This window comes from Williamsia sp. DF01-3 (assembly GCF_023051145.1).
In the GTDB taxonomy this organism is placed as follows: domain Bacteria; phylum Actinomycetota; class Actinomycetes; order Mycobacteriales; family Mycobacteriaceae; genus Williamsia.
The window spans coordinates 1,548,470-1,567,502 of record NZ_JALKFS010000005.1; the positions used below are offsets into that span (position 1 = coordinate 1,548,470).

17 protein-coding genes and 1 pseudogene are annotated in these 19,033 nt (G+C 62.1%); 16 read left to right on the plus strand and 2 right to left on the minus strand.

Features of this window, described 5'->3' with window-relative positions:
• The first annotated feature begins 19 nt into the window (after positions 1-19).
• From MVA47_RS09365 to MVA47_RS09420, 13 genes and pseudogenes are all read left to right on the plus strand, one after another.
• Positions 20-913 carry an SDR family oxidoreductase gene (locus MVA47_RS09365; RefSeq protein WP_247207601.1) on the plus strand — a complete coding sequence of 298 codons (894 nt, stop codon included), beginning with the start codon at positions 20-22 and terminating at the stop codon, positions 911-913.
• A complete protein-coding gene (locus MVA47_RS09370) occupies positions 906-2,549 on the plus strand; it encodes an enoyl-CoA hydratase-related protein (protein WP_247207602.1) in 1,644 nt (547 codons plus the stop codon). The genes MVA47_RS09365 and MVA47_RS09370 overlap by 8 nt, the downstream gene beginning before the upstream one ends.
• Before the next feature lie 13 nt (positions 2,550-2,562).
• Positions 2,563-3,750 carry an acyl-CoA dehydrogenase family protein gene (locus MVA47_RS09375; protein WP_247207603.1) on the plus strand — a complete coding sequence of 396 codons (1,188 nt, stop codon included), beginning with the start codon at positions 2,563-2,565 and terminating at the stop codon, positions 3,748-3,750.
• 45 nt (positions 3,751-3,795) lie between these two features.
• Complete coding sequence (locus MVA47_RS09380) at positions 3,796-4,566, plus strand: SDR family oxidoreductase (RefSeq protein ID WP_247207604.1); 771 nt, start codon at positions 3,796-3,798, stop codon at positions 4,564-4,566.
• A gap of 51 nt (positions 4,567-4,617) precedes the next feature.
• The gene (locus MVA47_RS09385) at positions 4,618-5,019 is read left to right on the plus strand and encodes a Zn-ribbon domain-containing OB-fold protein (RefSeq protein ID WP_247207605.1); all 402 of its coding nucleotides are present in this window, start codon (positions 4,618-4,620) and stop codon (positions 5,017-5,019) included.
• The gene (locus MVA47_RS09390; RefSeq protein ID WP_247207606.1) at positions 5,016-6,161 is read left to right on the plus strand and encodes a thiolase family protein; all 1,146 of its coding nucleotides are present in this window, start codon (positions 5,016-5,018) and stop codon (positions 6,159-6,161) included. Before MVA47_RS09385 ends, MVA47_RS09390 begins: the two co-directional genes overlap by 4 nt.
• Before the next feature lie 48 nt (positions 6,162-6,209).
• Positions 6,210-6,515: pseudogene (locus MVA47_RS27235) on the plus strand (AMP-binding protein); the annotation flags it as partial.
• 99 nt (positions 6,516-6,614) lie between these two features.
• Positions 6,615-7,757 carry an acyl-CoA dehydrogenase family protein gene (locus tag MVA47_RS09395; RefSeq protein WP_247207607.1) on the plus strand — a complete coding sequence of 381 codons (1,143 nt, stop codon included), beginning with the start codon at positions 6,615-6,617 and terminating at the stop codon, positions 7,755-7,757.
• Positions 7,744-8,202 carry a MaoC family dehydratase gene (locus MVA47_RS09400; RefSeq protein ID WP_247207608.1) on the plus strand — a complete coding sequence of 153 codons (459 nt, stop codon included), beginning with the start codon at positions 7,744-7,746 and terminating at the stop codon, positions 8,200-8,202. Before MVA47_RS09395 ends, MVA47_RS09400 begins: the two co-directional genes overlap by 14 nt.
• Positions 8,203-8,476: 274 nt before the next feature.
• Complete coding sequence (locus tag MVA47_RS09405) at positions 8,477-9,700, plus strand: amidohydrolase family protein (protein ID WP_247207609.1); 1,224 nt, start codon at positions 8,477-8,479, stop codon at positions 9,698-9,700.
• 359 nt (positions 9,701-10,059) lie between these two features.
• Entirely contained in the window at positions 10,060-11,232 is a 1,173-nt protein-coding gene (locus tag MVA47_RS09410; protein WP_247207610.1) for an amidohydrolase family protein, read from the plus strand.
• A 1,079-nt stretch (positions 11,233-12,311) separates the two neighbouring features.
• Positions 12,312-12,830 (plus strand): DoxX family protein, encoded by a 519-nt coding sequence (locus MVA47_RS09415; RefSeq protein ID WP_247207611.1) that lies wholly within the window; start codon positions 12,312-12,314, stop codon positions 12,828-12,830.
• Positions 12,831-12,932: 102 nt separating this feature from the next.
• Positions 12,933-13,925 (plus strand): enoyl-CoA hydratase/isomerase family protein, encoded by a 993-nt coding sequence (locus MVA47_RS09420; protein WP_374474149.1) that lies wholly within the window; start codon positions 12,933-12,935, stop codon positions 13,923-13,925.
• On the opposite strand, the gene MVA47_RS09425 is transcribed toward MVA47_RS09420, so the two are convergent.
• Positions 13,920-14,684 carry an amidohydrolase family protein gene (locus MVA47_RS09425; RefSeq protein WP_247207612.1) on the minus strand — a complete coding sequence of 255 codons (765 nt, stop codon included), beginning with the start codon at positions 14,682-14,684 and terminating at the stop codon, positions 13,920-13,922. The two genes, MVA47_RS09420 and MVA47_RS09425, sit on opposite strands and share 6 nt — an antisense overlap.
• 31 nt (positions 14,685-14,715) lie before the next feature.
• Here MVA47_RS09425 and MVA47_RS09430 point away from each other — a divergent pair, with 31 nt between their 5' ends.
• The 3 genes from MVA47_RS09430 to MVA47_RS09440 all read left to right on the plus strand — a co-directional run bounded on the left by MVA47_RS09430 (position 14,716) and on the right by MVA47_RS09440 (position 17,799).
• Positions 14,716-15,873, plus strand: a complete 1,158-nt coding sequence (locus MVA47_RS09430) for an integrase (protein ID WP_247207613.1) — start codon at positions 14,716-14,718, stop codon at positions 15,871-15,873.
• A gap of 5 nt (positions 15,874-15,878) precedes the next feature.
• A complete protein-coding gene (locus tag MVA47_RS09435; protein ID WP_247207614.1) occupies positions 15,879-16,922 on the plus strand; it encodes a hypothetical protein in 1,044 nt (347 codons plus the stop codon).
• Between the two features lie 520 nt (positions 16,923-17,442).
• Positions 17,443-17,799 (plus strand): Lsr2 family protein, encoded by a 357-nt coding sequence (locus tag MVA47_RS09440; protein WP_247207615.1) that lies wholly within the window; start codon positions 17,443-17,445, stop codon positions 17,797-17,799.
• 148 nt (positions 17,800-17,947) lie between these two features.
• Here MVA47_RS09440 and MVA47_RS09445 read toward each other — a convergent pair whose 3' ends face one another.
• Complete coding sequence (locus MVA47_RS09445; RefSeq protein ID WP_281504699.1) at positions 17,948-19,012, minus strand: PDDEXK nuclease domain-containing protein; 1,065 nt, start codon at positions 19,010-19,012, stop codon at positions 17,948-17,950.
• Positions 19,013-19,033 lie beyond the last annotated feature (21 nt).

Below are 19,033 nucleotides of genomic sequence, written 5' to 3' on the forward strand. Positions count from 1 at the left end.
AGAAAGGGAGGAAGCCCAGATGGGACTTCATGACGGACGAGTAGTTGTCGTCACCGGTGCAGCAGGCGGAATCGGACGGGAGCATGCTCTCGAGTTCGCGCGCCAAGGCGGCAAGGTTGTCGTCAACGACGTGGGCCCCGCCCAGGGCGTTGTGGACGAGATACGGGAGATGGGTGGGGAAGCCGTGGCGAACTCCGACGACATCTCCGATTGGGAGGGCGCAGGCCGACTCATCGATACCGCGTTGGACACCTACGGCGATCTGCATGTTCTGGTCAACAACGCCGGTATCTTGCGCGACAAAATGTTTGTCAACATGGACATCGACATGTGGGACGCGGTGATGAAAGTGCACCTGCGAGGAACATTCGCACCGACCCGGCACGCTGTCGACTACTGGCGGCGAAAGTTCAAAGCGGGTGACCCGGTGTCGCACCCCCGTGTGGTCAACACCTCGTCGCCTTCAGGGTTGTACGGCAACGTCGGACAGGCAAATTACGGTGCTGCGAAAGCTGCTATCGCGTCGTTCACGGTGATTTTGGCCGATGAACTCGGCAGACTCGGCATCACGGTGAACGCTATTGCCCCCAGTGCGCTGACGCAGATGACCGAAGGACTGGACGCGTACGTCGCCAAGATGGCAGAGATCAAGAAGCGGACCGGATTCGATGCAGGGTCGCCGGCGAACATCTCGCCGCCGGTGGTATGGCTTGCTTCGGCGGAAGCGTCCGGGATCACCGGCCGGGTCTTCAACGTCAAAGGCGGGTCCATCTCGGTCGCGGAGACCTGGGTGGCCGGGCCGGGTGTCGATCGGGAATCACCATGGCAGGCCGGCGAACTCGGCGAGGTGATTCCTGGGCTGGTGGCGCGGGCTCGGTCGAACTCCGACGGCTCAGGTAAACCCCGTGTGTAGCGATGTGACACCTGAGCCGGTGGATGGGATCTCGGTGGAGCACCACGGTGATGTTGCCGTCGTTTGGCTGGATCGGCCCGAGCGTGGCAACGGGTTCATCGCGGCAATGCAGACAGAGCTTCACCGTCAACTGGGTCGCCTCGACGCAGACGATGCCGTCCGCGCGATCGTGGTGACCGGCCGCGGCCGGTTCTTCTCGACCGGCGCCGATCTGGAGCCGGGCGGTTCCAACTTCGCGTTCGACGAGGAGCAGCATAACCGGGCGAGGGAGGAGATGACCGCGCGTGGCCGTCCGTGGAAGATGCGGACGCCCATCATCGGTGCTCTCAACGGGTCGGCGGTTGGCCTCGGACTCACATTCCCGATGCAGTGGGACATCCGGGTGGTGGCAGAGGATGCCAAATACGGATTTGTTTTCACTCGCCGGGGCCTCATTCCGGAGCAGAACTCGCTGTGGATGCTCCCACGCCTGGTCGGCCTCGGCACAGCGTTGGAGCTGCTGTTGACCGGCAGGCTCTTCTCTGGGACCGACGCGGTGCGTTTCGGCCTTGCCAATGAGGCCGTTCCTGCCGGCTCCGTACTCCTCAGAGCCCTGGAGATCGCTGCCGATCTGGCGGCGACCACCGCTCCCGCGGCGGTGGGGATCACCAAACAACTGGCGTACGAGCTGCTCGGTGAGACCGATCGCGAAGCTGCCTTCGCACGGGAATGGGAAACATTTCGGTGGATGGGGTCTCACCCCGACTCGGCGGAGGGCGTTGCCTCTTTCGTGGAGAAGCGCCCCCGGAATTTGCACAACCGAAGAACGTCGAGGTGCCGGAGTTCCCGGCGGGCTGGAGGAATGGTGATGGCTGCGACAGTTCGTTACAACGCTGACGATTCAGGTGCGGTGCTGCTGACCCTGAGTCGTCCAGAGCGGCGCAACATGTGGACAGCTCAGATGGAACTCGAGTTCTACGACGCGCTGGACACCGCGGCGGCCGACGAAAGTGTACGTGCGATCGTGGTCACCGGAGAAGGCACGTCATTCGTGCCGGGTTTGGATCCGACAGTGCTCGACGAGCTGCGAGCGGGCTCAACCTACACGGCCAACCGTCGTCCGCAGACCTATGCCACGACGATCCCGAAACCGATCATCGGGGCGATCAACGGCACTTGTGCCGGCATCGGTTTGGCACAGGCCTTGAACTTCGACTATCGATTCGCCGCTCGCGGTGCGAAGTTCAGTACTGCGTTTTCCAAACGCGGTCTGCCTGCCGAGGATGCAAGTGCCTGGGTTCTCACCCGGCTGGTCGGTCCGGCACACGCATTCGACCTACTTGCCACCGGGCGCGTATTCCTGGCAGAAGAAGCTTTCGACCTCGGTGTGGTGCAGCAGCTTTCGGACCCCGAAGTTGTCGTCGCCGACGCGTTGTTGTTCGCTCACACCTTGGCAGAGAACGTCTCGCCTGTAGCGATGGCAATGATCAAGTCGCAGGTGTGGCGGGACAGCGAGAGCACGCTGGAAGCGGCGCGTGTGCGGGCACAGTATCTGCTGACCGTCGCTAAGAAGCAGACAGATTTCGACGAGGGTGTTCGGAGTCTGGTCGAACGTCGCCAACCGCAGTTCGATCCCTACACACCGCTTCACTTCTAGAAGAGACGAACCCATGGATTTTGACATTGCTCCCGACCTCGTCGAATTCCGCGACGAGATCCGCACCTGGCTCTCGGAGCACCTTGTCGGCGACTTTGCCGAACACCGTGGAGTCGGTAGCCCTACCGACGATACCGCCTGGGATGTGCGGGTCGCCTGGGAGAAAGAGCTCTCGGCAGGGCAGTGGCTCGGCATCAGCTGGCCGGAACAGTACGGTGGCAGGAACGCCTCGCTGGCCCACGAGATCGTCTTCGAGTATGAATATGCGCGGGCGGCGGCCCCTGCGCGGGTCAACACCCAGGCGCTCGAGTTGTTGGGTCCAACACTGCTGGCGTACGGGACCGATGAACAGAAAGACCGGTTCCTACCGCCGATTCTGGCGGTCGAGGAAATGTGGGGTCAGGGATTCAGCGAGCCAGGTGCCGGATCGGATCTGGCCTCGGTTCGGACGAAGGCCGTGCTCCGAGACAACGAATGGTGCGTTGACGGACAAAAGGTGTGGACCACCTTCGGAAGTCACGCCGATTGGCTATATGTGTTGTGCCGAACCGATCCCGACATCTCGCGCCGCCACAAGGGGTTGACGCTTCTTTTGGTCGCCGTAGATCAGCCCGGATTGCAAATCCATCCTATCGAAAATCTGGCAGGCTCCACCGAATTCAGTGAGTGCTTTTTCAACGGTGCGCTCACCCCAGCCGATCACGTCGTGGGGTCCGTCGACGGAGGGTGGGAAGTGGTGATGGCGACGCTGGGAATGGAACGTGGCAGTGCTCTCATGCCACTTCAGCTGTCGATGCAGCGTGAGGTCTCGGAACTGATCGACTCAGCGAAAATGTCTGGAGCTGTTGATGACCCTCAGATTCGCCACTCTTTGGTCGACGCCTACATCGGTGTCAACCTGATGCGGTCGACCAATCTACGTGTTGTCGGCGATCTCCTCGACACCCAATCGACGAATCCGGGCGTTGCCACCGCAGCTGCCGCCACGTGCAGCAAGTTGTTCGCTTCGGTGCAGCATCAGAAGATCGGTGAACTCGCGGTGGAACTATATGGAGCCGAGGCGTTGTTCGAGTCCGGACGCAGGGGTGCTGCCGCAGCGCGCAAGCTGTTCCTCAACTCCCGTGCGGAGACCATCTACGGGGGGACCTCCGAGATACAACGAAACATCATCGCCGAACGAGTGCTCGGACTGCCGCGTTGATCTAGTCGAACCAGTTGTGCAACAGAAACTTAAGAAAGGACCAGGATGAACATCTCAGAATCAGTTGCCATCGTCACCGGTGGTGCCGGAGGTCTCGGCGAAGCCGTCGTGCGTCGGCTGCATGCGGCCGGCGCTCACGTTGTCGTCGCGGATCTCGCAGAGGAGAAGGCACATTCGCTGGCCGAAGAGCTGGGTGAGCGAGTGGTGTACTCCGCCACCGATGTCACCGATGAGGACAGTGTCGCCGCGACGATTGCGCTCGCGAACGGGCTGGGTCACCTGCGCGCGGCCGTTATAGCGCACGGCGGTTGGGGTGTTGTCGAGAAAGTAGTGGGCCGGGACGGGAGCCCTGCAAGTCTGTCGGGGTTCACCAAGACCTTAGATCTGTATCTTACCGGAACGTACAACGTGTTGCGTTTGGTCGCAGCTCAGATGGCAACGTTGGACCCAGACGGCACCGGCGAGCGGGGAGCGGTTGTGGCCACCGCGTCGATCGCGGGTTATGAGGGACAAATTGGCCAAACTGCTTATGCAGCCGCCAAAGCCGGTGTCATCGGACTCACCATCGCTGCAGCCCGTGATCTGAGTTCTGTTGGTGTGCGGTTCAACACGATCGCACCCGGAACCATGCGCACGCCAACCATGGAGTCGGTGGGCGAAGAGGCTATTGCTAAGTTCGCCGCCAACGTTCCATTTCCGAAGAGGCTCGGTGAACCAGATGAGTTTGCCGACACGGCAATGTTCCTGCTTCAGAACGGCTACGCGAACGGAGAAGTCATACGTCTTGACGGTGCGCAACGTTTCGGACCTCGATAGAGCTTCATGACCAACCTCAAAAGGAGTTTCAGCCATGCGACGGATCACATCATGACTCGGCAACCGATTGCGGAGAATCTGTTTGTCGAAGATGGGGACGAGGTTCGGCTCTTGGTGTCCACGTCGTCGACGTCGCCTCATCTGGTCTTTCCTGCCGAGCCGGGGCGAGACGTGATTTCGCTGAATACCGAAGGACGGCTCTATACCTGGACCAGTCAGGAGTTTCGGCCGCCCGCGCCGCCGTACATAGGCCCCGAACAGTTCACCCGATTCGGAGTCGGGTACGTCGACTTTCCCGAGGGGGTCCGGGTAGAAGGTCGGTTGACCACTTGCGACCCGGCCGAGCTCGCCATCGGGCAACGGATGCGCACAGTGGTGATCCCGTTTGGTGAAGCTGTCACGTTCGCGTTCGAACCGGTCGAGGACTCGAACCAGGCGAGGAGTACTCGATGAGTGGCGTATCAATCATCGGGGTCGGGTTGCATCCTTTCGGCCGGTTCGCCGGGAAGCAGGCGCTCGATATGGGTGCCGAGGCAGCCAAACTCGCACTCGCAGATGCCGGCGTGGAATGGCCCCGCGTTCAGATCGGCTTCGCGGGCAGCCTTGAGGTCTCGAATCCGGATGCGGTGGTGGCGAAACTTGGTTTGACGGGGATTCCTGTCTATGGCGTCTTCAACGGGTGCGCCACGGGCAACACCTCGATCAGCATGGCGGCGAAAGCCATCGAGCACGGCGAAGCGGATGTGGCGATCGCGATGGGTTTCGACAAGCACCCCAAGGGCGCGTTCTCCGCCGATCCGGCGGTGCTGGGACTACCCGAGTGGTACGCCCAGACAGGATTGTTCCTCACTACGCACTACTTCGGCATGAAGATCAATCGCTACATGCAAGAGTTCGGCATCTCGCGCGAGACTCTTGCGCGCGTGGCTGCAAAGAACTTTCGCAACGGTGCCCGGAACGATAAGGCCTGGCGTCGGCGAGAGATGTCAGAGCAGCAGATACTGGATGCTCCATATCTGAACTACCCCTTGACGCAGTACATGTACTGCGCGCCAGACGAAGGTGCTGCGGCGGTGGTGCTGTGCCGTCGCGATCTGGCCGCCCAGTTCTCGAACGCACCGGTACATCTCGAGGCCAGCGTCCTACGCACCCGACGTGACGGGGCCTTCGAGATGCAAAGTCCTTCCCTGCCGACTGAAGCTGTGGCAAGTCCTTCCGTGGACGCCTCGCGCGCAGCTTTCGAAATTGCCGGGATTGGACCTTCCGACGTCGATGTCGCGCAACTACAGGACACAGATGCAGGTTCTGAGGTGATCCATATGGCAGAGAATGGTTTCTGCGGGGACGGGGAACAGGAGAGATTGATCGGCGAAGGCTACACGGAAATCGACGGCACTTTGCCGGTGAACACAGACGGTGGGCTGATGGCCAACGGCGAGCCGATTGGTGCATCGGGGCTGCGGCAGATCCACGAGATTGTTGTGCAACTTCGTGGCAGAGGCGGTGCCCGGCAGGTGCCGGGGGATCCAAGGGTCGGTTACACACATCTCTACGGTTCGCCGGGCACTGGAGCGGTCACGATTCTGACTCGGTGATCCACAACGGAGAACGGTCCAGAACCTTGAAGACACACGGCACTCACCTTTGCCGCTCAACGCAGCGGGCAGTACTACGTGGTGGTGAACACGCATCTGGCGCCTGCGAAGGCACAATACATTTCGGCAGATTCGGGCGCGAGTGTTCTGGTGACCTCAGAATCGTGCATAGCTCTGTTTCCTGAGGACGGCGTTGTCGATTATCGAATAATGCTGGACGAGTCAGCTACACCCGGGTGGGCGATCTTCGAGTACTCGTCCTGCCCCCGGCCTCGATGGCGGACCAATCGGAAGGGCTTTCTCCTCTACTCGTCAGGCACGACTGGACCCCAACGGGAAGTTGCGAAAGGTTGAGCTCGAGCTCTGACCAGCCACGTCTGTGCTAAGCACTCTGATATGGTACTTGAATTACACTATATAGATCTCGCGCCTACGTCGCGGGTCAGGAGAGAGATGGCACTCACAACGACCGCCGAGCAAGAGGCACTGCGCGACGTAATGCGTGCGTATCTTGCCAAATTCTCGAGTGAGGACGACGTTCGAAAAGTTATGGATGGCGACTTGGGCTACGACCCCAGGGCGTGGACCGCGCTCGCGGAGCAAATTGGTGTGCAAGCTTTGGCGATTCCCGAGCAGTACGGCGGCGGTGGCTTCGGGTTCGACGATCTCGCGGTAGTGATGGAAGAAGCCGGACGGACATTGTTTCCGGCTCCGTTGCTGTCCACAGTCGTGCTGTCTTCCAGTGCGCTCTTGCTTTCCGGCGATGAACAAGCTTGCGCGACCTTTCTGCCCCAGATCGCATCAGGCGAGTTGATATCGACTGTCGCTGTGGCAGAGAAGAAGGCGCAATGGCAAGAGGATGATATCCAGACTGTGGCGCGACGTTCGGGCGCCAGCTGGAGGCTGACAGGCGCAAAGCCGTATGTCCTCGACGGCTTCGAGGCCCGCCTGCTGATAGTCGCCGCCCGTACCGACGCCGGCGTCTCGCTGTTCGGCGTGAACGCGGACGCCGCAGGTGTCGGCGTAGATCGACACACCTCGATGGACATGACTCGGCGGCATTCGGCAGTCACCCTGGAAGACACACAGGCAGACCTCCTGGGCAAAGATGGCAACGGATGGCCCGTACTGAAAGAGCTGTACGACCGGGCTCTGGTGGCTCTTGCCGCAGAGCAGGTCGGCGGTGCTGCTGCCGTATTGGACTCGACAATCGACTATCTCCGGTTACGACACCAGTTCGGCCGCCCGATCGGCTCGTTTCAAGCGATAAAACACCGGTGCGCCGATTTGCTCGTTGAACTCGAGTCGGCCAGATCGGCGGCCGCGTACGCGATTGCCGCGATCAGTTCGGGTGCCGATGACGTAGCGGTTGCGGCTTCGATCGCCAAGACATATTGCTCGCGCACTTTCTATCACGTTGCAGCAGAGAGTATTCAGATGCACGGAGGTATTGGGTTCACCTGGGAACACCAGGCACACCTCTACTTCAAGCGTGCGAAGAGTTCCGATGTGCTATTTGGTTCTCCGGCGTTTCACCGGGAGCGGATTGCAAAAGCCATCGGGCTGTTCGAAGGCGGTGCTCTTGCGGGTGTTTAGTTCGGCCGACGATCTCAAGGCTGCGGTGGGCGAAACCTTGGGTGCCAGTGATTGGTTGGCGGTTACGCAGGAACGTGTGAACCAGTTCGGCGCAGCAACGGGTGACAACCAATGGATCCATGTGGACGTCGAAAGAGCTCAGGCCGAGAGTCCATTCGGTGGTCCTATCGTCCACGGATATTTGACCCTCTCGCTTTTGCCGATGTTCGGCGCGCAGGTCTACAGCATCGAGGGTGCCAAGATGGGCATCAACTATGGGTCCAACAGAGTGAGATTCCCGGCGCCCGTTCCCGTTGGAGCGCAAATCCGCCTGCTCTCGACGCTCACCGATGTCGCTGATATCAAGGACGGGTCGCTGCAACTGACCGTCGAGCAAATCGTAGAGATAAAGGATGCCCCGAAGCCCGCGCTCGTGGCCGAGATCTTGAGCAGGGTGGCATTCTAACATTTATCCAGTCGGCGGATGTGGGCTCACGGCGGCCGCCCGACTGCCGACCGTACCCAGACATCGGCGATGACCCCATTGTAGGCAGGCGGGATGATTGCTCCCGATGCTGATCCCGCGATCTCGAATTGGTGCTCGAAGCCTATGACCGAGTTCGGATCCCGCGTTCATCTTCGGGACAGGGTCGGAACACCAGGAGTTGTTGACTAGTTTGTTAGATTCATGCGACACTGGTGACAGAGACCTGAGTCACACCCTGGATGGAGAGGACGCCATGACCGAGAGTCACCTGAACGAGGCACCGATCTTCGACGCCGACACGCACATGTACGAGACGCCGGAAGCGCTGACGAAGTATTTGCCAGAGAAGTACAAGGAGGCTGTGCAGTTCGTGCAGGTCGGGAAGCGCACGCGCATCTCCATCATGAACAAGATCACCGAGTACATTCCGAACCCGACCTTCGACCGTGTCGCCGCTCCGGGGTCACACGAGAAGTTCTATGCCGGTGAGAATCACGAAGGACAGACGCTGCGCGAGATGACCGGCGAGGCTATCGACGCACCGCCCGCGTCGCGCAATCCGGTGGACCGGATCAAGGAGATTGATCGTCAGGGCGTGCAGGAGGCGCTCGTCTACCCGACGCTGGCGAATCTGGTGGAGCATTCCGCCGCCGAGGACCCAGAGCTCGTGGTCGCAATGATCCACGCGCTGAATCGGTGGATGCTCGAGCATTGGCAGTTCACCTACGAGGACCGGCTGTTCATGACTCCGGTCATCAGCTGTGCCCTCGTCGACGACGCTCGACGTGAACTCGAGTACCTCGTCGAGAACGGTGCGAAGGTGGTGCTGATCAAGCCGGCCCCGGTCAAGGGGCTGCGTGGGTGGCGTTCGCCCGCGCTACCCGAGTTCGACCCGTTCTGGAGTGATGTGCAGGACGCCAACATGCCGGTGGTGCTGCACGCCAGCCAGCCGCCACTCGATGAGTACATCAACAAGTGGGAGCCGCCGAACACCAATAACTTCATGGCGATGAGCTCCTTCCGCTGGCTCGCGCTCGGCCACCGCGAAATCGCCGACATGATCGGCAGCTTGATCTGTCACGGAACATTGACTCGATTCCCGAAGCTGCAGATCGCGAGTGTCGAGAACGGTTCTGCGTGGATCCATCCGCTCTTCCATGACCTCGAGGACGTCCACAAGAAGATGCCGCAGAACTTTCCCGAACATCCCCTTGACGTGTTCCGTCGCAACATCTGGGTCAGCCCCTTCTGGGAAGGCTCGGTCTCCGATGTGGTCAACACCGTCGGCTGGGACAAGGTCATGTTCGGCTCGGACTACCCGCACCCAGAGGGACTCACCGAGCCCAGGGGATTTGCGAAGTACGCCGAAGGAATGGACAAGCGTCGAACGTACGACTTCATGGGCGACAACGCCCGTCGATTCCTCAAGCTGCCGATCGCCAACCCAGACCCATCGGCGGCGGCCCCCCGGTATTGACAGGTGCCGACGCCTGATGGGCGGTCCTGGCCTGCGGTTCAGGTGTTGCGGCGCGGTGTGCCTTTATAGCCGAAGAACGACCTGGTCCTCAGGCGCACCTGTCGAGTCCAGGTCGTGAAGCAACTTCCGCTGATTCGTCACTTCTGTAAAAACACGCACCCCCGCCTCGCTGTAAGTCAGGAGATCGTGGTCGTCGGACTCCTCGCGGCGAGGCGCGGGATCGGAACTATGGTCTGCCATCGCATGTGCTCCTCATCTGAAGACCGTCTGACAAGAGTCAAACGGGATCTGTCCTTTATATCGAAGATCGCCGACGTAGACGAACATCGTCGGGAACACCGAGTAGATCGGAATTAGTTGTGCCGCTTCAGGATCACCACAAGATCGTCTCCGTGGACGACCATCTGATCGAACACCCCCGCGTCTGGCAGGATCGATTGCCGGAAACGTTCCGCGACCGCGGGCCGCGGATCGTCGAGGCGAACGGCAACCATGTCTGGAACTACGACGGCACCGCCTTTCCGACCGTGGGATTGAACGCAGTTGCCGGCAAGCCCCCAGAGGAGTGGGGTATGGATCCAGTCCGGTACGAAGACATGATTCCGGGTTGTTACGATCCATCTGCACGGCTAAAGGACATGGACGTCGACGGTGTCGAGGCCGCCTTGTGCTTCCCATCCTTCCCCGGCTTCGGTGGAGGAGTCTTTCAGCGCGCCCAGGACAAAGATCTGGCCCTCCTTTGTGTACGAGCGTGGAACGACTTCTATATCGACGAATGGTGCGCTACAGATCGGTCGCGGTTCGTCCCGCTGTCGATCGTCCCTACCTGGGATCCTCAACTCGCGGCCGCCGAAGTACGGCGCACTGCTGCGATGGGTTCCAGGACGATCTCGTTCCCGGACAGTCCGGTACCGCTGGGACTGCCGTCCTTCCACAACTCCCACTGGGACCCTTTTTGGCATGCGTGTGAAGAAACCGGCACTGTCATCTCACTCCACTTCGGTTCTGGTGGTTTCGTTCCCGGGTTCTCGTTTTCGGGGACCAAAGCGATAGCAGGGGAGATGGCGCTTCCTGACGCGCCATTCGCAGTTGCCATCGCGACCTTTTCCACGAACCTGATGTGGAGCACCATCGATCTTCTGTTCTCCGGCGTACTTCAGAAGCATCCGAAGCTTCAGTTCTCACTGGCAGAGGGTGGCATCGGGTGGATTCCCTACATCCTAGAGCGGACGGACTTCGTCTGGGAGCGACACCGCCATTATCAGGAGATTGATTTCGATACCCGCCCCTCGGACCTGTTTCGAGAGCACTTCTGGGGATGTTTCATAGATGACGACTTTGGGGTCGAGAACCGCCACAAAGTCGGAATTGATCGCATCATGCTCGAGATCGACTACCCGCATTCGGATTCAAACTGGCCCAACAGCCGGAAGCGTGCAGCAGAAGTCCTCGTTCATGTGCCGGATGACGAGTGCGAAAAGATCTGCGAGACGAACGCGCGGACCATGTTGAACTTTCCGGCACCGGTATAACTCGGAATCCCGAATCAGCGACTCACGACGAAAGGTAGAACGTTGTCAGGCTTGGACAACAGTCAGAACGTGACCGACCAGGTAAGTCTCGAGAATACAGTGATCCCAGCGAACCAGCGTCCGACAGAGACCACCCCTGACGCACGCGACGACGAGCACCGCGACGACCCGGACGATCTCGCAGATGCGACCCCCGGTCCACGGTAAGCGTTCGCGATGTGTTCCAGATGGCCGAGCCGCAGGGTGCGTCATGTCGGGCGGTACTTACTTTCGTCGGACATTTCTCGTGAATGAACGCCTGCGGCGGCTGGCCGACCAGTGGCGGCTGCGGGTGACGGCGAGATCGCTGTTTTGCAGAGAATGCGGTACCGAGCTGATCACGCGATTACCCTACTTACGTGGACTATGCAGCGAGGTCTGTGCAGATAGGCGATGGGACGAGCGGTGTGCGCGCGCGATGCTGTACGTCTAGCGCATCTCAGTTGTTCTAGCCCAGCGGTGACGGCTCGGCCATGCGACATCGCCTCGACCACGCGCTTGAGGACCTGATGGAGGTTCTTGGGCAGCTCGATTCGGTCGTGCTCGTCGACACCGACCAGGGCGTATGAGGCTGGGCGGTAGTCCCGCTGACCGTTCATGGGCTTGCAGGAAATTCGGCACCAGCGCAAGCTGCTCAGCACCTATCGGAATGTCCGTGAGACACGGCGGTACGACGCCATCGCTGCGACATCGGTACCCCATCAACGCCAAAGGCTCCCATCGCGGCCAGTGTCGATATGTTCAGGTCTTAAGTGATGGTTGAGCGCCGGACGCCGGCGCTGCGCTCGTTGAGCATTCGCTGGTCCAGAGGGTAATCAGGCCAAGTGGATCACCGGCACCGAGATCAAGGTGGATGCGGGGTTCAGTCTCAAGTAGGCCGACAAGTCGCGGATTCGCCGCGGGGTTGGCACTCGACATAAATACCGGGCACGTCTGACACCTAGTTTCCTACGTCAGTATGGTGTACGCAGACGTACCGACGTGACTGTGAGTAGCTGGTCACGAGTGAGGCGGGCGAGGTTCCGCAGATTGGACCATTTATGAAGGTTGTGCGCTCGATGGCTCGAGGCAGTTCAGATACCGCGGGTGCCGCCTTGCTGCTCCGCGTCGCAGTGGGCGGAACCATATTGGCGCACGGGCTGAAGCACGGCAGGTCCCTTGACGGTACTGCCGGTTGGTTCCAATCGATCGGCTTTCGGCACCCCACGTCGCAGGCCCGCGCCAGCGCGGTCGTCGAAGTGGGCGCGGGCGCGGCGATCCTCGCAGGTGCCGCCACACCTGTGGCCGCAGCCGCTGTTGTCGGCACTATGGCGGTGGCCGCTCGTTCGGTGCACCTGTCGAACGGGTTCTTCATCACGGCAGAGGGATGGGAGTATGTCGCGAACATGGCCGTCGGAGCGGTGGCTCTTGCGGGCATTGGTCCAGGCCCCTGGAGTGTTGACAAGGCTCTTGGACTCGAACCGAAGTTCAGCGGCAACTCCTCAGCGGCCCTGGCGGCTGGTGTGGGAATCGCCGCCGCCGCCGCGCAGTTGGCCCTGTTCTACCGCCCTTCCAAATGAGTCCAGTCATGGGCAGATAGAAAATGAGCACCGTGGTGCGGTAGCAGCGCCCCGGTAGTCTGACTGTCCGGCTGTTCGGCACTCGATCAGGGGAGGCCCAGTGTGACAGGTGATTTGACGGTCGTCGATCTCATCGATCCGGCTGTTCCCGCGGTGGGGGAGTGGTCGCTGCCCGGTGTGGTGGTGGGTGTGTGCCGAGGTGGCGTCCCGCGCTCCGACAGCGCAGACCGGTGGCTCGATGTGAGTACCTTCACTGTGACCGACACGGCGTCTGATGATCGACGGGTGGTGCCGGTCTCGGACCTCGACGAGACCATTACCTTGTTGTCCGACAGGGTCGCGGCGCGGCCGGTCGCGGCGGCCATCTGCGATGACGTCTTGCGGGCCGGGTCGCCTACCGGTAGCACCTCCGGTGGGTTGATCGCCGAGTCGCTGGCCTACTCGACCTTGCAGGCCGGCGCCGAGTTCGGTGGGTGGCTCGCAGCCCAGGGTCCGCGGCGTCGTCACGAGCAGAATGATGCGGTGGTGTTGTCTCGCAATGGTTCAGACATGGACATCACCTTCAATCGCTCGGATCGTCATAACGCCTTCAGCAATGCCCTGCGCGCCGGGTTAATCGATGGCTTGACGGTGGCACTGGCGGACCCTTCGGTCGAGTCGGTGAGGTTGAGTGGTCGGGGCCGCTCCTTCTGCAGCGGTGGTGACCTCTCGGAGTTCGGGATGTTCTCCGATCCCGCCGACGCCCACCTCGCCCGTACGCGGCACAGCCCGGCATTGCTCCTCGACGCCCTGACTCATCGATTGGGCGCACGTTGTCGGGCTAATGTTCATGGCGCTGTTCTGGGCAGTGGGATGGAGATGGCGGCCTACTGCGGTGTTGTTGCCGCGCATCCGGATACGGTGTTCGGCCTACCGGAGTTGAACCTGGGGTTGGTTCCGGGTGCCGGTGGCACGGTGAGCATTCCTCGGCGGATCGGCCGCTGGCGTACCGCTTACCTCGTCCTGACCGGGCGCCGGATCGACACGGCCACCGCGCTGCGATGGGGCTTGGTCGATGAGGTGAGTGAGAGTTCTCGGACGGTACCTCCGTCATAGGTCGACGCTGTGACGGACGCGTCCGTCGATGACCGTGGCCGCAACCAGTTCGGCGGAGAGTTCGGCGAGGACGGCGTCGGGCCCGGCGGACATGAGGCACAGATCGGCGCGTTCTCCCGCGACCAGGTCGCGCGGTCGTGCCGGAGTGTGCGGATCGCCGAGGAACACCGCCAATGCTGTTGCCGCGGAAACACGTTCGTCGGGCGAGAGGAGAGTTCCCGATGTGGTGAGCCGGTCTCTGGCCGCGCGCATGGACGCCCACGGATCCAGGTCGCCGAAGGGCGCATCGGTACTTCCCGCGACCGGCACACCCGCCCGATACAGGCTTGCGACCCTCCACAACTCGTGCTGCTCGGCGGCGGGTACGTCGACGACGTACTCCTCGCCCCGTTCGGCGACGAAATTGGGTTGTGTCACCACGGTGATTCCGAGACCGGCCAGATCGTCGAGCATGTCGCCCGGCACCATCGCCGCGTGCTCGATCCGATCGCCCGTACGTACACCTGCAGTTCGTAGGGCGGTGAGGGCGACGACGAGTTGCACGACCGTCACGCAGTGCAGGGCCACCGCGTGAGCGCTTGAGTGTTGCCGGGCCACCCACAGCGTCAGTTCGTCGAGGTCGAGTGAGTTGTCGTCGAGGATCCGTTTGGTCGGCCCGAACTCGAGCCGCGAAAAGCGCTGTCCCTCAGCGCGCGAGAGCACCATCACTCGCTGTGGAAGTTGCCCCGTGTGCACGGCGGCGTCGAGGGCCTCGAGCATGTGACGCGCTGGAGCCGAAAGGTGTTGTGGCGTGACGGAGTTACTGTCATCCGCTGCTCCTGGTCCGGCGCCTGATTTGGTGGTGTCGGCGGAGGTGCGGCGGCGGGTGGACACCTCGCTGCTCGATACCCGGGCACCGTCCACGCGCCGGAACTACACGCGGGCGTGGGCGGTGTTCGAAAAGTACTGCGACCAGCACGGGCATCGGGCGTTGCCGGCACATCCGCATGTGGTGGCCGATTACCTTCTCGCGCTGGAGAACACCGTGGACGCCCGCGGGAATGCGGCGTATTCGATGTCGGCGATCGAGGGCGCGGCAGCGGCGATCAAGTTCGTCCACAAAGCCCATGCGCCCCAACAACAATCGACGCCTGATGAGACACCGTTGTGGCTCAGTCCAGTGGTCGCGGGCACCTTGTCAGCAATCCGCCGCCGCGGCGCGGCGAGTGGGCGCCGGCCCCGCCAACCCGAAGACCCGCTGGATTTGGTGGATTTGCGGGCGATGGTGCACACCGCCCGCGCCTCGGCGACGACGTGGCGCACCAAGCTGCGGGAGCGCCGCGACACCGCCGCGTTGGTGCTGGGGTGGGCCGGTGCGATGCGCCGCTCAGAAATCGTCGGACTCGCAGTCGGGGATGTCCGGCGGACCCGCGACGGCTGGATCATCACCGTCCGCAAATCGAAAACCGACCAAGACGGCACCGGTCAACGCAAAGCCCTCCCGACCGGGGAACATTTGGAGACGTGCGGACCGTGCGCGTATGTGCGGTGGCTGCACTGCCACAATGCGTTTGACCGGTTAGGGCGGGCCGGGCTGATCCGACTGCTGGCTGCCGACCGCCCACACGACCACCATGTCTGCGCCGGCCCGCTTCCGGAGGTGCCGGCAGGGTCGGACCTGTTTCGGTCGGTGACCGCGGCCAGTGACCTCGCCGACACCGCACCGGTCGGGCAACTCATCCACACCCTGGTCCGCCGACGCCTGGCGGCGGCCCGCCCGGATCTGGACATCACCCGCTACGGCGCCCACAGTCTGCGTGCGGGGTTCGTGACCGAAGCGTTCCGCACCGGCCACGAACCGACCACGATCATGAAGCAGACCGGCCACAAATCCGTCGAGTCGCTGCTGAACTATGCCCGGGACAACAACATTCACGTCCAGAACGCCGCCACCACCATCGGCATGTAACTCCGATGACCAGCCACCAACCATCGCTCGCTGGGCCTGACAGCGAGCTGGCTTATCGGTTGCCGCGGTCCTACCGCGGGGATTGGCAGCTCTACATCGACTGGTGCACCGCCTTTGACCTTGACCCAATCGGGTCGTCGCCGATCACGACAGCCCGATACTTAGCTTTTGAGCCCGGGCTGTCGCGGGCCACGCTGCGCCGCCGGGTCTCGGCCATCAACACCGCCCACCGCCTCACCGGACGGACGCCGCCGGGCACGATCACCGCGGTGCGGGCTCTGCTGTCCACCCGAGAACGCCACCAACACAACGCAGTACAGGCGATAACGCGGTTGCCGACGCATGGGTGGCCGGCCGGGTTGTTCGGCCGCCGCGACGCCCTCATCCTCACCCTGGTCTGCCAGTTGGGTGTCCCAGTCGGGGAGGTGGGGGAGTTGCGGTGCGGAGACATCGCCGTCGACCCCGTCGACGGCACTGTGCACATTGGCCGACACCACCACATCACCGCCGCACCCAATCTCGATGATCGATATGGGCTGTACGCGGTCTGGACACGCTGGGCCCTGCTCCGAGACCTCACCCTCCGCCGACCCTCACCCTTGTCCTGGGCACCGGTTCTCCATCAGGCCCCCGCCCGACCACCCGCACCCAGCCTCGTCGCCTATGAACCTGCCGATTCCGACGCTGTGTTGTTGCCAGCGTTCGATCGGTGGGGCAACCCGACTGCACCCATCGGCGACACCACCACCGGCCTGTCACCGCGGGCGGTCTCGGCGATCCTGCACACCCACCTACGCGCGAGCGGCAGACCCGTCACCGACCGCGGACTGTGGGCACAAACACTGGCCGATCGCCACGCCACGCCCACCGAAAACGATAGCCCCGCAATGCCTGTCGTTGATCTGCCCGACACCTACGACGACGGGGTTTCCGCGCGCCACCGCGCTACAGCTGACCTGGGCGACCTCGACGACATCTTCACCGCCCTCGACCAGCAAACCGCTGAGCTCCTGGCGCGCACCGAACACCTCCTCTCCCAGATTGTCTGAAAGACAACACCATTGCGTGGACGCGGTGGGCGCTGCTACGAGTGAGGTGGTAGTGACGCCTGGGTGTGTGATGTCGCGCTTAGATTTTTCGCCTGCAGGGCATGGCTTTCCCTGTCTACGTGTTCAAAGGTGAATGCGCGCAAGTCGGGCTAGAGCCGTGTGAGGTTCGGGCGTCTCAGACGTGGCGTCCACGGAGAGGGATTGGCGTTGTCGTCGTCGGTGAGCTTTCAGTGGCGTGGGCTGTTGCGGGGATATAACGATGGTGACGCGCCGCTCACCGGTGTCGAGTTCGATATCGCCACAGGGCAATTGGCGCTCTAGCTATCTCGTGATGGCACCCGAGTCCCGCCACAAAGGGGCGCCACTAGCATGGCGGGAGAGTAAAGCCGCGTAGCACCATCGGCGGCATTTTTTGAACGAGTGCGCGGCTGTGGCGCCGCGGCCGGTATGTTCGGGAAAGGAAGAGACGTTCCGCCCACTCGGGAGTGGAGCGCGATTATCAAGACTTGAGGTAGGCATTGTGGCACGCACGACCATCGAACAGATCACCGACGATTTTGACGGTTCGGATCTCGACCCCGCCGAGGTGACGGTGGCAATGTTCACTGTCAATGGTGTGGACTACTCCCTCGACCTGGGCGCTAACTCGGCCGAGAAGTTCAACAAAGACATGGGTAAATGGATCGACAAGGCCACCAAGATCGGTGGCCGACAGAAACGTTCCACCAGCAGGCAGGCCGCTGCTGTCTCGGCGCCGCGTACCGACAAGGCGCAACTGGCAGCAATTCGGGAGTGGGCACGCGCCAACGGGTATGAAGTGTCAGACCGCGGCCGCATCCCGAACGCGATCGTCGACGCCTACAACGACGCTAGCTAAGCAGCCGGGCGCAAGCCGGCTGGGGCCAGGTGTTGTCGGTATGGGTTCAGCAAACGGGTTGTGGCGCTGACGATGTCGACGACGCGATGTTCTTCACACGTCGTCGCGAACGTCTAATGTGCTTGGCCGGGGCGCGTCGGGCGGCTGGTTAGGTGTGCGAGTCGAGGTTAGTGATGGTTTCGGCGACGGCGGTGGCGAGGTCGTCGTCGGTGGGGACGAGCTCGCGGACCGGGGCGGGCAGGGTGTCGTAGGTGTAGTCGGCCACTGCCAGTGGGGCGGTGGTTCCGGCCAGGGAGTACCGCACGACCTGGTCGTTGCGGCCGGCGCAGAGCAGGATCCCGATGGTGGGGGCGTGCTGGGTGTGGTCGCGCAGATTGTCATCCACCCAGGACACGTAGAAGCCGAGTTTCCCGAGGTATTCGGGTTCGAACTTGCCGACTTTGAGTTCGACGACGACGAATCGTGACTGGATCCAGTTGAAGAACAGCAGGTCGATATAGAAGTCGTCGCCGCCTGCGGTGAAGTGGTATTGGCGGCCGGCGAAGGCGAATCCGTGGCCGAGTTCGAGGAGGAAACGTTGGAGCCGGCTCATCAGTGCGGCTTCGAGTTCGCGTTCCGCGACGCGTTCATTGATGTCGAGGAAGTCGAACACGTACGGGTCGCGGACCAGTTGATGGGCCAGGTCCGAATCGCCTGGTGGTAGATGCTCGTTAAAGTTCGTTGGTGCCGCACCGACCCGGCGGTCGAGTTGGGTGCGGATCTGATGGGTCAACACTGCCCGGGACCAGCCATGATCGACCGCAGCAGCGGCATACCAATCCCGCAGGGCCGGGTCGTCGAGTTTGTCGATGAGGGTGGTGATGTGGCCCCACGGAAGTTGTCCAACAGGCTGTTGGACAAATGCCTCCCGCGACCAACTGCCGGCGGCGGTGCGCATGTAGTGCAGGTTGCTGCGGGAAAACCCCCGCATATCCGGGAACTCGGCCCGCAGGTCGGCGGCGAGGCGTTCGACCACTTTGGTGCCCCACCCCTGGGCGTCCTGGCGGTCGAGGATCGCACGGCCAATGTTCCAGTACAACACCAACAATTCGGTGTTGACCGCCCGAGTGGCCTTGAGGCGAGCACCACGCACGTGCGCTTTGAGCTGGGCAAGAAGATCGCCGTACCCATCCGGTGTCAGACCCGCCTCACTCACCTCCCCATCTTCTCCCATCCGCGCGACACGTCGACAGCC

Excerpts from the sequence above, each read along its gene's own strand:
- MVA47_RS09435 (WP_247207614.1), top strand. The coding sequence starts at position 15,879 with ATGACCAGCCACCAACCATCGCTCGCTGGGCCTGACAGCGAGCTGGCT.
- MVA47_RS09405 (WP_247207609.1), top strand. The coding sequence starts at position 8,477 with ATGACCGAGAGTCACCTGAACGAGGCACCGATCTTCGACGCCGACACG.
- MVA47_RS09380 (WP_247207604.1), top strand. The coding sequence starts at position 3,796 with ATGAACATCTCAGAATCAGTTGCCATCGTCACCGGTGGTGCCGGAGGT.
- MVA47_RS09390 (WP_247207606.1), top strand. The coding sequence starts at position 5,016 with ATGAGTGGCGTATCAATCATCGGGGTCGGGTTGCATCCTTTCGGCCGG.
- MVA47_RS09385 (WP_247207605.1), top strand. The coding sequence starts at position 4,618 with ATGACTCGGCAACCGATTGCGGAGAATCTGTTTGTCGAAGATGGGGAC.
- MVA47_RS09365 (WP_247207601.1), top strand. The coding sequence starts at position 20 with ATGGGACTTCATGACGGACGAGTAGTTGTCGTCACCGGTGCAGCAGGC.
- MVA47_RS09375 (WP_247207603.1), top strand. The coding sequence starts at position 2,563 with ATGGATTTTGACATTGCTCCCGACCTCGTCGAATTCCGCGACGAGATC.
- MVA47_RS09395 (WP_247207607.1), top strand. The coding sequence starts at position 6,615 with ATGGCACTCACAACGACCGCCGAGCAAGAGGCACTGCGCGACGTAATG.
- MVA47_RS09445 (WP_281504699.1), bottom strand. The coding sequence starts at position 19,012 with ATGGGAGAAGATGGGGAGGTGAGTGAGGCGGGTCTGACACCGGATGGG.
- MVA47_RS09415 (WP_247207611.1), top strand. The coding sequence starts at position 12,312 with ATGAAGGTTGTGCGCTCGATGGCTCGAGGCAGTTCAGATACCGCGGGT.
- MVA47_RS09425 (WP_247207612.1), bottom strand. The coding sequence starts at position 14,684 with ATGCTCGAGGCCCTCGACGCCGCCGTGCACACGGGGCAACTTCCACAG.